General features: G+C 71.4%; 12 protein-coding genes. 5 read left to right on the top strand and 7 right to left on the bottom strand.

Annotated features, from left to right (window positions below):
• Window positions 1–3: 3 nt before the first annotated feature.
• The 5 genes from OHA34_RS14565 to OHA34_RS14545 form a co-directional block, all read right to left on the bottom strand.
• A complete protein-coding gene (locus OHA34_RS14565) occupies window positions 4–2,001 on the bottom strand; it encodes a WD40 repeat domain-containing serine/threonine protein kinase (protein ID WP_329521917.1) in 1,998 nt (665 codons plus the stop codon).
• 182 nt (window positions 2,002–2,183) lie between these two features.
• Window positions 2,184–3,815 carry a pyruvate, phosphate dikinase gene (locus tag OHA34_RS14560; RefSeq protein ID WP_329521916.1) on the bottom strand — a complete coding sequence of 544 codons (1,632 nt, stop codon included), beginning with the start codon at window positions 3,813–3,815 and terminating at the stop codon, window positions 2,184–2,186.
• The gene (locus OHA34_RS14555) at window positions 3,812–4,438 is read right to left on the bottom strand and encodes a transcriptional regulator (RefSeq protein ID WP_285941562.1); all 627 of its coding nucleotides are present in this window, start codon (window positions 4,436–4,438) and stop codon (window positions 3,812–3,814) included. The genes OHA34_RS14560 and OHA34_RS14555 overlap by 4 nt, the downstream gene beginning before the upstream one ends.
• Window positions 4,435–5,601, bottom strand: a complete 1,167-nt coding sequence (locus tag OHA34_RS14550; protein ID WP_329521915.1) for a TetR/AcrR family transcriptional regulator — start codon at window positions 5,599–5,601, stop codon at window positions 4,435–4,437. The genes OHA34_RS14555 and OHA34_RS14550 overlap by 4 nt, the downstream gene beginning before the upstream one ends.
• Window positions 5,602–5,674: 73 nt before the next feature.
• Window positions 5,675–8,638 carry a DUF4132 domain-containing protein gene (locus OHA34_RS14545; protein ID WP_329521914.1) on the bottom strand — a complete coding sequence of 988 codons (2,964 nt, stop codon included), beginning with the start codon at window positions 8,636–8,638 and terminating at the stop codon, window positions 5,675–5,677.
• On the opposite strand from OHA34_RS14545, the gene OHA34_RS14540 reads away from it, so the two are divergent.
• From OHA34_RS14540 to OHA34_RS14530, 3 genes are read left to right on the top strand one after another with little or no spacing between them, the layout of a single operon-like run.
• Entirely contained in the window at window positions 8,637–8,951 is a 315-nt protein-coding gene (locus tag OHA34_RS14540) for a hypothetical protein (RefSeq protein ID WP_329521913.1), read from the top strand. The two genes, OHA34_RS14545 and OHA34_RS14540, sit on opposite strands and share 2 nt — an antisense overlap.
• Window positions 8,944–9,501, top strand: a complete 558-nt coding sequence (locus OHA34_RS14535; protein WP_285941555.1) for an RNA polymerase sigma factor — start codon at window positions 8,944–8,946, stop codon at window positions 9,499–9,501. Before OHA34_RS14540 ends, OHA34_RS14535 begins: the two co-directional genes overlap by 8 nt.
• Entirely contained in the window at window positions 9,494–9,802 is a 309-nt protein-coding gene (locus OHA34_RS14530) for a hypothetical protein (protein ID WP_329521912.1), read from the top strand. Before OHA34_RS14535 ends, OHA34_RS14530 begins: the two co-directional genes overlap by 8 nt.
• A 109-nt stretch (window positions 9,803–9,911) precedes the next feature.
• Here OHA34_RS14530 and OHA34_RS14525 read toward each other — a convergent pair whose 3' ends face one another.
• Entirely contained in the window at window positions 9,912–10,280 is a 369-nt protein-coding gene (locus OHA34_RS14525) for a MerR family transcriptional regulator (RefSeq protein ID WP_329521911.1), read from the bottom strand.
• A 102-nt stretch (window positions 10,281–10,382) separates the two neighbouring features.
• Between OHA34_RS14525 and OHA34_RS14520 the strand changes: the two genes are divergently transcribed.
• Window positions 10,383–11,321 (top strand): NAD(P)-dependent oxidoreductase, encoded by a 939-nt coding sequence (locus tag OHA34_RS14520; RefSeq protein ID WP_329521910.1) that lies wholly within the window; start codon window positions 10,383–10,385, stop codon window positions 11,319–11,321.
• Window positions 11,322–11,397: 76 nt separating this feature from the next.
• Here the strand turns inward: OHA34_RS14520 and OHA34_RS14515 are convergent, their stop codons facing one another.
• Complete coding sequence (locus OHA34_RS14515; RefSeq protein WP_329521909.1) at window positions 11,398–12,930, bottom strand: serine/threonine-protein kinase; 1,533 nt, start codon at window positions 12,928–12,930, stop codon at window positions 11,398–11,400.
• 156 nt (window positions 12,931–13,086) lie between these two features.
• On the opposite strand from OHA34_RS14515, the gene OHA34_RS14510 reads away from it, so the two are divergent.
• On the top strand, window positions 13,087–14,289 hold the full coding sequence (locus tag OHA34_RS14510; RefSeq protein ID WP_329521908.1) for an acetyl-CoA C-acyltransferase: 1,203 nt from the start codon (window positions 13,087–13,089) through the stop codon (window positions 14,287–14,289).
• Window positions 14,290–14,292 lie beyond the last annotated feature (3 nt).

The raw sequence follows: 14,292 nt of genomic DNA, 5'->3' as shown, positions 1-14,292 counted from the left end.
AACTCACCGTCGGATGAGGTCGGAGATGTCCCACAGCCACGCGGCCTTCGCGCCCCCGGTGGCCAGCATCCGGTCCTCCCGGCCGAACGCCACGCCGGTGTAGCTCTTGGCGGTGCCGCTGATCGGCTGCCCGAGCGGCTTCTGCGCGGCCACGTCCCACAGTCGCACGGTGCCGTCGTTGCTGGCGCTGGCCAGCGTCCGGCCGTCCGAGCTGAACGCCAGGCCCTGGATCACGTGCGAGTGGCCGCGCAGGGGCTGGCCGATGGGACGGCGTTCCGGCACGTCCCACAGCCGCACGGTCGTGTCCCAGCCGCCGGTGGCCAGCGTCCGGCCGTCCGGGCTGAACACCACGCAGGCGAGAGCCGCGGTGTGGCCGAGCAGGGACTGGCCCACCGCCTTGTGCGAGGCCACGTCCCAGACCTCGACATGCTGGTCGTTCGGGACGGCCAGGCTCCGCCCGTCCCCGCTGAACGCCACCGGGGCCAGCAGCCTGGGGCTGCCGAAGTTCAGCCGGCCGATCGGCTTGCCGGAGTCGGCCTCCCAGAGCTGCATGATGCTCGTGCCCATGGCCCCCAGCGTCTTCCCGTCCGGGCTGTAGGCCACGTCGAACACCGGGCCGGGGGAGTCGATGACCTCCATGAGACGGACGGTGAGGGTCTTGCCGACCTGCCGGCGGGTCTTGACGTCCCACAGCTTGACGCCGTCCTCGGACGCGGTCGCCACCTGGTCCCCCACCCGGTCGAACACCGCCGAACGGAAGGATTTGGAGGACACGGTGATCGGTTCGCCGGAGAGCCGGCGGGACGCCACGTCCCACAGCCGCAGTTTGCCGTCGTCGCAGGTGGTGGCCAGCAGGTCCCCGATCGGGGTGAACCGTACGGTGGCCACCGTGCCCGCGTGGCCGGACAGTTCGGCGACCGGCTTCCTGACCGTCGCGGCACGGCCGCGTTTCTTCGCGGGAGGGTCTTCGCCCTGCGCCGTCCACGCGACCGCGCCGCCGATCGCGGCCATCCCGAGGAGGGCACCGCCGCCCGCCAACTGGAGGACGCGTCTGCGTGACGGCGCGGGGGGTGCGACCGGGTCCGTCATCGTGTTGGCGACGGTCGCCATGTCGCCGGGCCCGGGGCCACCGTGCTGCGGGCCGGACAGGAGCCGGTCGACCTCGGCGTGCTGGGCCGTGATGAGGTCGTGCACCGCGACCGGCCAGGGACGGCTCGCCGGGACCAGCTCGCCGACGGCCTCCAGCACCCGCTCGGGCGTCGGCCGGTCGGCCGGGTCCTTGGCGAGGCAGGCCGCCACGACGTCGCGGACCCGGCGGGGCAGCGCGTCGAGGGCGGGCGCCGCGTTGATCACGTTGTGCAGGGTCTTCGGCGTGCTGCCCGCGTTGAAGGGGCCGCGCCCGAGGCAGGCGCACACGACCACCGAGCCCAGAGAGAAGACGTCGCTGGCGGGGGTCAGAGGCCGCCCCAGCGCCTGTTCCGGCGACATGAAGCCGGGCGTGCCGACCAGGGCGCCGGTCCGGGTGACCTGGGTGCCCTCCTCGGTCTCGCCCGCCCGCGCGATCCCGAAGTCGATCACCCGGAGGCCGTCGTCGGTGAGCAGCACGTTGGAGGGCTTGAGGTCCCGGTGGATCAGCCCGGCCCGGTGCACCTCGACCAGCGCCGAGGCCAGTCCGGCCGTCAGGCGCAGCGCCGGTTCCTCCGCCAGCACGCCCGCGGCGCCGATCGCCTCGCGCAGCGACGGTCCGGGCACGTAGACCGAGGCCAGCCACGGCGTCGGCGCGTCCGGGTCGGCATCGATCACCGCGGCGGTGTAGGCGCCGGCGACCTTCCGCGAGGCACTCACCTCCCGGCGGAACCGCACCCGGAACCGCTGGTCGTCGGCGAACTCCTCGCCGACCAGCTTGACCGCGACCAGCCGCCCGTCCGGACCGCCGCCCAGCAGCACCCGTCCCATGCCGCCGCGCCCCAGCTCGGCGAGCGTCCGATACTGCCCGATCAACGACGGATCAGACGTCTGCAAGGGCCTCAAGGCCACCTCCCGAATCAAGAACAATAGTGTCTGAGTGAGAGTCGCCAGGCAACCGGAACGCCGCAGTGGCCCCCGGCCGCCGGCACGTGACTCGACCTGCGGGAACGGGGGCCCGGAGGAGGGAGGCGCGCGGCCGTGAGCGCCGGCGCGCTCTAGCCGTGACGGAGTACGGCGTGGGCGGCGCTGAGGCGTTGGACCTCATCGCGTTCGGAGTGGTCGCCCGATACGTCGTCGGCCCATCCGAGCAGCCGGTGCAGGTGGGCGGCGGCCGTGGTCGTGACGGTACGGGGGCTGCCGAGGGCGACTTCGCCGCTGGTCCCGTCGATGGTGACGAGGGTGCCCTCGCCGATGGTGCGCCCACCGGCTCCCACCGACCCGCCGGCGACGTCGACGGTGAGGCCGGCGACCCCCACGACGGCGGGTTTCGCCATCGATCGTGCGACGACCGCGGCATGGCTGGCCGGCCCGCCGCGGGCGGTGACGATCCCGGCGGCGGCGGCCAGGCCGCGCAGGTCGTGCGGGGAGGTCTCCGGGCGTACCAGGATGACCGGGCCGTCCGCGGCCATGCGCACGGCCCCGTCGGCCGTGGTCGCCACCCTGCCGGCCGCGACACCGGGACAGGCGCCCAGCCCCCGGGCCAGGATGTCGGTCCTCTCGGTCGTCGCCATCCGGGGTGTGCGGACGTGCCGGAGATGCCCCGGTGAGACCCTGAGCAGCGCCTCGCGGCGTCCGATCACGCGCTCGTCGGCGAGGTCGGCCGCGACGCGGACGGCGGCACCTCCGACGAACCGGCCGGGCCGGACCTGGAGGATCCACAGCTCGCCGGACTGGAAGGTGAACTCGACGTAGCACGCATCGCGGTAGTGCCCCTCGATCCGGTTCAGGGCATCGAGGAGGCCGGTCCACACCGCCGGCTCCCGGTCGGCGAGTTCGCGCAGGGGACGGGTCAGCGCTCTGCCGGAGACGACGTCCTCGCCCTGGCGTCCGAACATGACCTCGCCGAACGCGACGTTCTCGCCGGTGTTGGGGTCGCGGCTGAACGCGACTCCGGTGCCGCTGCGGTCATCGCGGTTCCCGAACACCATCGTCTGCACGATCGCGGCGGTGCCGAGGTCGTGCGGGACGTCATGCAGGTCGCGGTAGGTGCGTGCGCGCGGTGTGTCCCAGGACGAGAGCACGGTCCTGACGGCCAGCTCCAGTTGCCGGGCCGCGTCGTCCGGGATCGGCCGGCCGCGTCGTCGCCGGATGAGGTCCTCGACCGCTCCGATCGCGCCGGTGAGGTCGGCCTCCTCGTCGCCGGTTCCCCGCCCGGGGGCTCCGCCGAGGACGGCTTCCACGCCGTCCGCGTCCAGGTTCGTGATCGCCGCGGCGAAGCCGGACAGGAGCCGCAGCCGCGAGTCCAGCGCGAAGCGCGGGTCGCCCGTCTCCGCCGCCAGCCCGGCTGTGGCCGCGGTCGTGAGGCCGAGGTTGAGGATCGTGTTCATCATGCCGGGCATCGAGACGCCGGCCCCGGAGCGGACGGACACCGCCAGCGGCGCCCGTGATCCGCCGAAGCGGCGTCCGGTGGAGGCTTCGAGGTCGGTGACGGCCGTCGCGAGCTCGTCGCCCAGCCCGTCCGGAAGCCGCCCGTCACGCAGGAACGCGCGGCATGCCTCCGTGGTGACGACGAACCCGGCGGGCACCCGCAACCCGAGACGGTGCAGGACCACGAGGCCGTGCGCCTTGCCGCCCAGCAGCTCCGCCGCCTCGTCGACCTGCGCGGAGAGCGGCCGAATCCACCTCACCGGGGGATCCCGAGTGTGGCGAGCAGGTCTTCGTGAAGCTCGGCCCACACGGTGTGGTATGACGCGGTGCTGTCGGTCACGTACTCCAGCGCGCCGGAGGCGGCGCGCTGGCGGGCTTCAGCGAGGCGGGCCCGGTAGCGGCCGAAGCGGGGCAACGCCGCCGACAGCTCGGCGCAGACGACGGCGGCACGCTGGTCGAACTCGGCGAACCGGGCGAGGACGCGGGCGTCGTAGGACGGATCGCCGTGGTCGTTGGCGGTCATGACACCGTCGACGGATCGGAGCTGCCATGCCGCGCAGAGGTCGAGCAGTTCCGGGTTGAGCACGAGAAAGCCGTCGAACGCCGCCCTCAGGGCGACGCGGGCACCGGCCGATTCCAGCTCGCCGGTGATCCGCTCGGCGGCGGCGGCGCGGCCGGCGTCCGTCAGCCCCCACCCGCCGAAGCCGCCGCCCGAATGCGTGACGAGACCGGCGACCGCGAGATCGATCAGCTCGGACTCGGCGTCGGACTCACCGAGACCCGTGGCCGCGGCCACGCGGGCGGGCCCGGCGTGGCCGCCGCAGCGCAGGGCATGGAGCACCAGCAGGTCGGTGCCGGTCGCGGGAGGCTCGGGCCGGGTCATGTCCTGCCTCTCGACTGTTCGCCGCTCGCCTGTGCGCCTTTCGACCGCGCGCCGCTCGAAGCGCCGGCGGTCGATGCCGCGTGGGCGGCGCCTCGCCCGTCGGCTCGGGCGACGATCCGGCCGTCCTGGACGCGCACAGCGGCCTCCGTCTCATCGTGCGGGTCCGTCAGGCCGATCGCCGACGCCGCCAGACCCTCCTCATCGAGGACCAGCCGGACGCGCCGCCAGACCTCGGGGGCGAACACCCGCCGCAGGCAGCCGGTGAGGTCGGTGATCCTCAGCCGGACGAGGCGGCCGGTCTCGGCGGGATCGCTCGTGACGGCGACCACCGTCACCTGCTCGCCGGGCCGGGCGGAACGGACGGCCTCCTCGGCGGCGGCGAGACGGCCGGCCCCCAGCACCGCGATCAGCCCGTCGGCGCCGAGGTCGACCCGATCCCCGCTGAGCCGGTCCGCGAGTCCCGCCGGCGGATCCCAGGCGTCCTCGCACGGCCGCGCCGGGGCGACGTGGGGCAGGTGCGGCGGCGCCCAGGTGTCGGCGAGGTCGAGCGCGGCCAGATGCCCGCATGCGCGCGCCACGTCGAAGGGGTCACCGAATCCCGGTGCGGTCTCGGCCAGATGCCCCGAACCGTCCAGCAGCGTCAGCACCAGCTCGGCCAGCCGCACGCGCCGGGTCGGCACCCTGGGAGCCAGTGCGCACGACTCCAGTGCGAGGGCGAGCAGCAACGCCTCCAGCCGGGCCACCTGCGCCAGCACTGCGCGCCCGTGCCCGTCATCGAGGAGGCCGACCAGCGAGCGCAGTTGCAGGCGCCCTCCCGAAGCCGTGTCGCCGACCAAGGGCAGCCGTTCGAGCCAGGACCGGGCGAACACCCCGAGCGCATCGGCCGGCGACATCGGCGCCTCCGGAGGCCCGCCGGTGGCGGCGTCCTCGATCATGTCGATCAGCACCGCCAGATACAGTGCGCGCTTGCTCGGGAAGTTCGAGTACACCGCCCCGCGGGTCAGCTCGGCCCGCTCGGCGATCCGATCCACCTTGGCCAAGGCGTAGCCGTGCTCGGTGAACTCCTCCCTCGCCGCCGCCAGCACGGACGTCCGAGTGCGCACCTGCTGCTGCGCCCGGGTCAGCCGGACCATCGCCGCCCCCTTTCCTAGTACCTCGGGCATGAGGATACTCCCAAAATCCAAATGTTATGAACATCTGGATTGCAGGGCTCCCAGGGAAGAGCCTCCGGGATGGTCAGGCGGTCGTCAGCGCGACGACGTCGGCGAGGACCTCGGAGGCGGTGATCGCGTCCAGCTCGGAGAACGGCAGGGGGCTGGGCTCGGCCCGCTGGCCGAGGCGGGCGTCCCGGTCGAGCCGGACACGGTCGATGCGCTGTTCGGGCCAGTAGTTGATGTCACCGGCGGGGATGCCCGGATCGACGGTGATGACGGCGGCTCGGCCACCGGGCAGTTCCCGGAGAATCTCGACCTGGATGCCGTTGTCCTCGGCGCTGCCCCGCTGCCAGCCGCGCCGTTCCATGCCGACCACCCTGCCGACCGGCACGGTGACGCCGTGGAAGCGTTCCAGCTCGGTGCCCGCGCGCTCCTCCTCGGTCAGCGCGTACGTGGGGCGCCTGAGCTGCGGGAAGGGCTGGGTGGTCTCGTAGTCGTCGAACACCTCGGCCCATGCCTTCAGGCTGCCGGACAACTGGAGCGGATGGGCCACCCCCACCCGGGCCGGCCCGGTCAGCGCCAACGCGTCGTCCTGGAGGTCGGCGAACGTCCGGTCCTCGGCGATGCGGAACGCGCGGCCGTCCTCGGTGATCCACACCAGCCGCCGGGCGACGTGCCGCACCAGCGGATGCTCGACGATCAGAGTCCGGAACTCCTCGGCGGTCCACCGGCGCTGCGTGACCATGGCCCGTTCGAAGCGCCGGAGCTGCTCGCCGGCCACGGTCCGGACGTCCTTCTTCAGGGCGGCGAACCGCCGGTGGGCGGCCGGGGCCAGCTCCTGGTCGTCGCGGACGCCCGGCTTGGGAAGGCTCGCGCGCCTCCTGCCGGTGTCGTCGATGACGTACGGCCGGAGTTGCTCGTCGAAGCCCGCCGTGAAGCCGCGCGGCCCGTAGTCGAGGAGCATCCCGCCGCTCTCGTCGAGCCCGAAGTCGGGAACGAGCCGGTCGCCGAGCTGGTCGGGGCTCAGCCCGAGGTCTTCGGCCAGCGAGTCGATCCGCTCCTGCGCCTTCTTCCTCAGTCCCTTGTACTTGACCTTGGTGGCCAGGCCGTGGAGGTGCATCAGCGCCACATCGGTGCCGATCGCGAGCAGGACGTCCAGGCCCTTGACCGCCCGGTGGTGCCCGCCGTCGCCCGGCCATGCCTGGATCACCGGCGTGAGCTTGCGCACCGTCTCATCGTCGCCGAACAACCCCAAGGCCGTCAGCACCCAGTTGTCGCCCTCCCAGGCGTAGGCCCGCGCGCGCCGGCCCGACAACTCGAACAGCCGCCAGGCGAGCGGGGCGAGGCAGGCGGGGTCGCAGATCTCCTTGACGACGTCGATGCCCGCGTACGGCTTGTCCGGCGTGGAGACGGCGAGCATGGAGACGATGTGGTCGACCGCTTCGAGGGGAAGCGCCAGGCCGCTCTCCCGAAGGAGCACCTGGGGGAGGAGGTGCGGATCCTGCCAGACCGGCCGCCGGGGCATCACGGCCGGAAGGTCGTCCAGGGGATCGGCGGCGAGCAACGCCCTGGCCGCCTTCGCGGCCTTGGCGCCGTACTCCCCGGCTACTTCGAGGATTCCCTCGTCGCCTTCGGCCGCGGCGATACGCCGAAGGGCGGCCTCCGCCTTGAACCGCTGCGGCCCGGTCTTCCCCAACGCGATGGGAATGAGGGCACGGGCCGCCGCCCGTCCCTCCGATTCTCCCGGCACCCCGGTGGTCAGCGGTTGGAGCCCCTTGACGGTCACCCGCTTGAACGTGGGACGCTCGCGCGTCCACGGCGGCTCGACCAGCAGCCGTGGCAGGGACTCCGCCGGGGCCGCCGGCGCCCATCCGGCCGCCAGCTCGTCGATCGACTCGACGACCTTGCGGACCTCGGCGGGCAGACGCGGCAGAACGGCGACGTCGGCGCGGGCCGCCACATGGTCGCGCAGCAGCCGGACGGCGTAGGAGGAGATCGGCGCGGGACCCGACACGGCCGCCTCACCGAGCAGCCGCAGCGCCCGCTCGGGAAAGCGGCGGGCCGTCTCGATCACGGCCCTTTGCGCCTGCGGCCGGTCAAGGCGGTCCACCAGAAGCCGGAACGCCTCATCGGTCGCCAACACACCGAGCGCCCGCAGCAACTCGTACGGGTCGCGCCCGGTCTCGGTCTCCTCATCGGCGACGGTGGCCAGCGTCGAGGCCAGTGCCGGACCGACGCCCTCGACGACCGTGGGGAGCACGCCCGGACGGCCGTGGATCCAGTACCACCCGCTGTGACCGGCGCGCAGCGTGGCGAGATGGTCGGCCGACCCTATCGTGCGCAGCACCATCATCCACGTATGCGGTTGCTTATCGGCCATGGTGGCGCAGAGTTCGTCGACCCACGCGGTCTGCGTCGGCACCAGGTACGCGGCGGCCAAGCGTCGCATACCGTCATGGCGGAGCCCGCCCAGCGCCTCGACGACCCGCTGGTGATCCGGCTCGGCGGCGACCGCGAGAAAGGCGCGAACGCGGGCCGCGACCAGTTCGATGCACCTCAGGCCATGGTTGTATCCGGGGTCCTGTTTGTCCAGGCGGCGGACGCGGAGATGACGCCAGTCCCTCCGCTCCTTCCATTTGTAACCGTCGACGAAGACGCCGCTGAGCTCGACCGTGGCCGCGGCGGCGAAGACCAGGCCGTGCTCGGCGATCCACGCGTCCGCGATGACGGCGAACGGTTCCTCGTCGTGCTCGTAGTCGTCCCGGAGCGGCCACTCCGCGGCGATGACGGCCGCGAGCACACCCGCGCCCTGCGGGTTCGCCTCGCCCCCCAGATGAGCGCGGGCGGATCCGACCAGGTCTCTTCGGCTCTCCCGGCTCTCGAGCAGGTGGTCGATCTCGTCGCGGCTCTCCTTCACCCACTGCCGAACGGTGGAGACGGCGTCCGGGACGAGGTCGAGCGGGGGGCCCGGCGTCCCGCCGCGACGTGGATGGAGGGTGGCGCGCCAATCGTCGGGAATGACGAGAAGATCTTCGTTCTGGGGCATGCGGAGCAAGGTAGCGCCGACGCCCGACATCTTCCGGACATCAGGCGAGGCGGTACTCCCAGCCCTCCCGCCAGGCGAAGCCGGCGTCGAGGAGATCCTCGACGGGCCTGCCGTCGATGAAGTGGCCGAGCCGGCACCCCGTGGGGTGAATCCTTTGAACCGGTTCGTTCCTCTCATAGGTGTGCCGACAACAGCGTCGGGACACGACCAGGAGGTTGTCATGATCGTTGGTGCCGTCGTGATCGGTGTGACAGTGCTCGTCTGCGCGTGCAGTATCACCGTGCTGCGTCGGCGGGGTCGCTCGCGTGGCTGAGGGGACCTGGCCCGGTGAGCGGCTGATCGCCGCCGCGCAGGGCGGTGACCTCGAGTCGATCGCCGCGTTGGTGTCCGGCTCGCACCCGCATGTGCGCAGATTCGCCCGCTCACTGTGCGCCTCGCCGGAAGACGCCGAAGACGCCGCGCAGGAGGCGTTGATCATCTTGTATCGCAAGATCGGGACGCTGCGGGCCTCCGGTGCGCTGGCATCGTGGATGTTCCGCATCGTCCGCAACGAGTGTCTGCGGCGGGCGCGACTGAGACCGCTGCACCATGAACCGGTCCCTGACGCCGGCGTGATCTCGGCCGAGGACGAGGTCCTGCAACGCCTGGACGCGGGTCGAGTCGCGGCGGCGATCGCCACTCTGCCCGCCGACCAGCGACACGTACTGATCATGCGCGACATTCAGGGATACAGCGGGCGGATGGTCGCCGACGCACTCGGCCTCAGCCTCCCCGCGATGAAATCCCGGCTGCATCGCGCTCGCGCGTCGGTCAACCGCACGCTGCAGGGCACACCCTTGGTCCCAGGAGACGCCGATGACTGACAAGCAGGGCTATGCGAGCACGTCACTTCCCCGGCACCTGCTACGCGGGGCGGTGGGACTCGGGGCCTTGATCGGTTCGTTCGCGCTGCTGCCGGTGCTCGGACTCGGCAGCCTCCTGCTCGCACCGATCGGCCTGCTCGCGCTACGCGGGTGTCCGGCCTGCTGGGCGATCGGGCTGATGCAGACCATCTCCATGGGCCGGTTGCGGCGCGCTTGCATGGACGGGCGATGCGAACTGACCGTCGCCCGATCCACTCGCTCGCATCAGGACACATCCAGCAGCCACGGTGAAGCGCGTTGACGCCTGGTTCGCCGACCCTGAACGTAAGAACGCGACGCGTCGTGAGTGTGACAAGGTCGCGGACGCTTCGTCTCGCCGTCGACGTACTCGATGCTCCGGCGCAGCAGGGTCAACAGCCCGTTGAGGCGGCCTCGCCGGCGCTGATGATTCCCGTGAGGGCGGAGCGCACATCATGGAGTTCGGCGATCTGGTCGTCGATGCGCTGTCGCTCCCGTACGAACTCGGCGATGAGGTCGTCGCATCCGGGCGCGAGGAACTCGCCGTCATCGACCATGCAGGGCAGGATCTCTCCGACCATGTCGGTGTTGAGACCTGCCGCGAGAAGGATCCGGATGCGGCGGACCACCTCGGCGTGCTCATCGGTGTAGAGGCGGTATCCGCCGGCCGTCCGTTCAGGACGCAGCAGGCCCTTTTCCTCGTAGTAGCGCAACGCGCGAGTGCTCACCCCGGCGCGGTCTGCGAGCGCACCGATCTGCATGCCTCATCGCCTTTCGAGCTTGACCTTCACGTCAACGTCAACCTCTAGCGTAACGGGCACGATCGGGACGCCGACGTCCCCGAACGACGGGAGAACACCACCATGGGCCAGGAGACCACAGCACCGCCGGTGACAGTGATCGGTCTGGGACCGATGGGACGCGCCATGGCCGCGGCGTTCCTTGCCGCCGGCCACCCGACCACGGTGTGGAACCGGACTGCCGGCAAGGCCGACGAACTTCTCGCCAGCGGCGCCACCTGGGCAGACGGCCCGCTGGCCGCGCTCGATGCGAGTGAAGTGGCCATCGTATGCGTCATCGACGCCGACGCCATCGACGCCATCCTTGACCGGGCACTCGCCGAATCAGATCATCACGAACTGCCGGCCACCACACTGGTCAACCTCACCTCCGAAGGCCCGGGGCGCACCCGCGAGCTGGCCACCCGGGCTGAGAGTCTCGGCGTGGCCTACCTCGACGGCTCGATCATGACTCCGGCGGCGGCCATCGGCACGGAGGCGACCCGCATCCTCTACAGCGGACCGGCCGATCTCTTCGACCGCCACCAGCAGACGTTGGCGGCACTGGGCGGCACGGCTGTCCATCTCGGTACCGACCCTGGGAGGGCGGCGAGCTTCGACGTCGCCCTGCTCAACCTGTTCTGGAGCTCGATCACCGGGTTGATGCACTCCTTCGCGCTCGCGGCGCGGCAGCACGTGCCGGCCACCGCGCTGGCGCCCCACGCCCAGCAGATGGCACAGCTTGTCGCCGACCTGCTTCCCGCACTCGCGACCGAGATCGACGCCGGCGGCTTCTCCGGGGAAGGGTCGTCCTCGCTGACCTCGGTCGCCGCGAGCCTGAATCACATCGTCCACGCACTTGAGGAGGCCGAGGTCTCCTCGGCCGTCACCCGGGCGGCCAAGGAGGTCATCGATGCCGCAGTGTCGGCCGGCCACGGAGCGGACTCCCCGACCCGCCTCGCCGAGTTCCTCAGTCGCGACCCGCGCGAGTGGACCTCCACCAACCCGGCACACCGACCGTGATGCGTTGGTCAGGCTGACCGTTCGATCCGGGTGCCGAGGTCTGGAGATGTGCCGAACCCGAGGGGCGGTTCCTTGTTCAGCGGCGGGAGAACTCGGCCCTGACCTTGCTCGACCAGATGAACGGCTGGGTGCCGAGCCAGATCAGGCCCAGGAGCATGAGAGGGGCGAGGAGGGGGGCATTGTCGTCCGAGTCCAGGTCCAGGCCCGACCCTGCCATCTCGTAGATGGGCACGACCCAGAGCAGGGCCACCAGGCCTTCGACGGGCACGGCCATGGCGAGCAGGGCATGGCGGACGGGCGGGGCCGTCACCCGTCCGGCGAGCGACGAGTTCACCGCGGTGAAGGCGAACAAGAACGCCAGCGTGCTCAGCACCCAGGAGATCTCGAATCCGAGGTTGGGCTCGATGACCGGGATGTCGTCGGACCGCCAGTACACGATGAGGGTTTCCACGTGAAGGCCGCCGAGGATCGCGAACACCAGGGCGAGGACGAGCGTCGGTCTGTGCGGCAGGAACCAAAGCCCGCACATGAGGATGAACGCCACGACCACGGGCAGCAGCGTAAGGATCGTTTCGTCTGCATACAGCTCGATGGGAGGCTCCCCGCTGGTCCCCCTCCATGGACCGGCCAGGAAGGTCAGGACAGCGAGCGCGGTGCACAGGAGGGCGACTCTGACGAGGGCTGTTCGGTGGCGCCGGAGCGGGATGTCGCTGATGGGCGGGTGGAGGAACGCGGTGCGGGGCGGCCGGTGAGGGATGGGCGGTCCGACGTCGGCCGTGGTCTCGGAGGTGGGAGCCAGGGCGGCGTTGAGCAGGTCGCGGACCTGGGCGGGGGAGAGCCGTTCGTTCGGGTCCTTGCGCAGCAGGCCGTTCAGGACCTGCGCCAGCGGGCCGCCGCACTGGGGCGGGGGCGGCTGCTGGGTGGCGATCGCGACGAAGACGGCTCCATGGCTGGGCCCGTCGAACGGACGGCGGCCCTCGACCGCCCCGTACAGGGTGGCGGCCAGGGACCACAGATCCGAGGCGGGGGTGACGGCCTTGCCCTCCACTTGTTCGGGGGACATGTAGGCGGGCGTGCCCAGCACCATGCCCGAACGGGTGATGGTGACGTCGCCCTCCAGCGCGGCGATGCCGAAGTCGGTGAGGAGGACCCGGTCGCCTTCGAGGAGCACGTTGGCGGGTTTGACATCGCGGTGGACGACGCCCTGCGCGTGGGCGGCCGAGAGGGCGTCCAGCATCGCGAGCCCGATCGCGGCGACCTGGCTCTGGGGAAGTGCCTTCTGCTCGGCCAGTAGTTGTTCGAGGGAACGGCCGCGGACCAGCTCCATGACGATCCAGGGACGGCCGTCGTCGCCCATCACCCGGTCATAGACGGTGACGATGCCGGTGTGCCTCAGGCGGGCGGCGGCGCGGGCCTCGCGTTCCATCCGGGCGTACCAGACGCGCCGCTCCTGGTCGGTGGCCTGTTCGGGCACCCGGAGCTCCTTGACGGCGACCTCGCGGTCGAGGTCGATGTCATGGGCGCGCCACACCGAACCCATGCCGCCCTGACCGATCTGACCGATATTCCGGTACCGGCCCGCCAGTACCCCGTCGCCGTCCCAGCTCATGATCGGAATCTATCGGTGCGGAACGGCCGGAAGAAGGCGATCGGGACAAGGACGCCGAGATCTTGGTGCTGCGACCGGCGGGTGGTCGGCCCACCGACGGTGACGAAAACAACCTACGTGGTAGTATGCTCGCGGATTACGGAGAAATGAGTTCACATGCGCGAAGTCGTCATCGTCGATGCGGTCCGATCTCCTGTCGGCAAGCGCAACGGCGGCCTGGCCCCCAAGCACTCGAACGAACTGCTCGGCGACGTCCTCGCCGGGCTTCTTGAGCGATGCGGCCTCACCGGCGCCGAGGTCGACCACGTCGTCGGAGGATGTGTCCTGCAACTCGGCATGCAGGCCGCCAACGTCACGCGCAACGCGTGGCTCACCGCCGGCCTTCCGCTGGAGGTGCCGGCGGTGACGGTGAACGCCCAGTGCGGTTCGTCGCAGGAGGCCCACCTGGTGGCGCAGGCCATGATCGCGGGCGGCCTCGCAGACGTCGCGATCGCCTGCGGTGTCGAGGCGATGAGCCAGATCCCGCTGGGCAGCACCATGCCGCCGGGCGGGCCGTACGGCAACCCTCGGGGCGGTAGGTACGCCGAGGTCTACGAACCGACGATCCAGTTCGAGGCGGCCGACCGTATCGCCGAGCAGTGGCGGTTGAGCCGCGGGGCGCTCGACGAGTTCGCGAAGAACTCCCAGGACCGGGCCGCGCTCGCCTGGGACCAGGACCGCTTCGGCAGCCAGATCGTCCCTGTCGACGCTCCGGTCGTCGACGAGAACGGCGTGATCGTCGGAACGAAGACGATCACGCGCGATGAGGGCCTTCGGCCGACGACGCTCGAGGGCCTCGCCGGGCTGAGGCTCAACCAGCCCGACCGGGTGCCGCCGAGCTTCCACACCGCCGGCAACTCGTCGCAGGTCTCCGACGGGGCCAGTGCGGTGCTGCTGATGAGCAGAGAGAAGGCCGACCTTCTCGGGCTCCGCCCGCGGGCGCGCGTCCTCGACTCGGTCCTGGTCGGCTCCGATCCCGTCCTCATGCTCACCGGGCCGATTCCGGCGACCGCGAAGATCCTGGCCCGGACCGGGCTCTCGCTGTCCGACATCGACGTCATCGAGATCAACGAGGCGTTCGCCTCGGTCGCCTGCGCGTGGGCGAAGGAGTACGGCGCGGATATGGACCGGGTGAACGTCAACGGTGGCGCGATCGCCCTCGGCCACCCGCTCGGCGCGACCGGGACCATCCTGATCACCAAGGCGCTCTACGAACTCGAGCGCACCGGCGGTCGCTACGGACTGATCACGATGTGCTGTGGCGGCGGGCTCGGAACGGGAACGATCGTCGAACGACTGCCCGACGGGGCCCGCCCGTGACTC

This window comes from Spirillospora sp. NBC_01491 (assembly GCF_036227065.1).
GTDB lineage: Bacteria > Actinomycetota > Actinomycetes > Streptosporangiales > Streptosporangiaceae > Spirillospora > Spirillospora xylanilytica.
Note: the sequence above shows the minus strand (reverse complement) of the source record. Positions and strands in the feature narration are given on the sequence as shown.

Coding starts and splice junctions, on each gene's coding strand:
- OHA34_RS14540 (WP_329521913.1), top strand. CDS start 8,637: ATGCGGAGCAAGGTAGCGCCGACGCCCGACATCTTCCGGACATCAGGC.
- OHA34_RS14515 (WP_329521909.1), bottom strand. CDS start 12,930: ATGAGCTGGGACGGCGACGGGGTACTGGCGGGCCGGTACCGGAATATC.
- OHA34_RS14530 (WP_329521912.1), top strand. CDS start 9,494: ATGACTGACAAGCAGGGCTATGCGAGCACGTCACTTCCCCGGCACCTG.
- OHA34_RS14510 (WP_329521908.1), top strand. CDS start 13,087: ATGCGCGAAGTCGTCATCGTCGATGCGGTCCGATCTCCTGTCGGCAAG.
- OHA34_RS14520 (WP_329521910.1), top strand. CDS start 10,383: ATGGGCCAGGAGACCACAGCACCGCCGGTGACAGTGATCGGTCTGGGA.
- OHA34_RS14555 (WP_285941562.1), bottom strand. CDS start 4,438: ATGACCCGGCCCGAGCCTCCCGCGACCGGCACCGACCTGCTGGTGCTC.
- OHA34_RS14525 (WP_329521911.1), bottom strand. CDS start 10,280: ATGCAGATCGGTGCGCTCGCAGACCGCGCCGGGGTGAGCACTCGCGCG.
- OHA34_RS14550 (WP_329521915.1), bottom strand. CDS start 5,601: ATGCCCGAGGTACTAGGAAAGGGGGCGGCGATGGTCCGGCTGACCCGG.
- OHA34_RS14545 (WP_329521914.1), bottom strand. CDS start 8,638: ATGCCCCAGAACGAAGATCTTCTCGTCATTCCCGACGATTGGCGCGCC.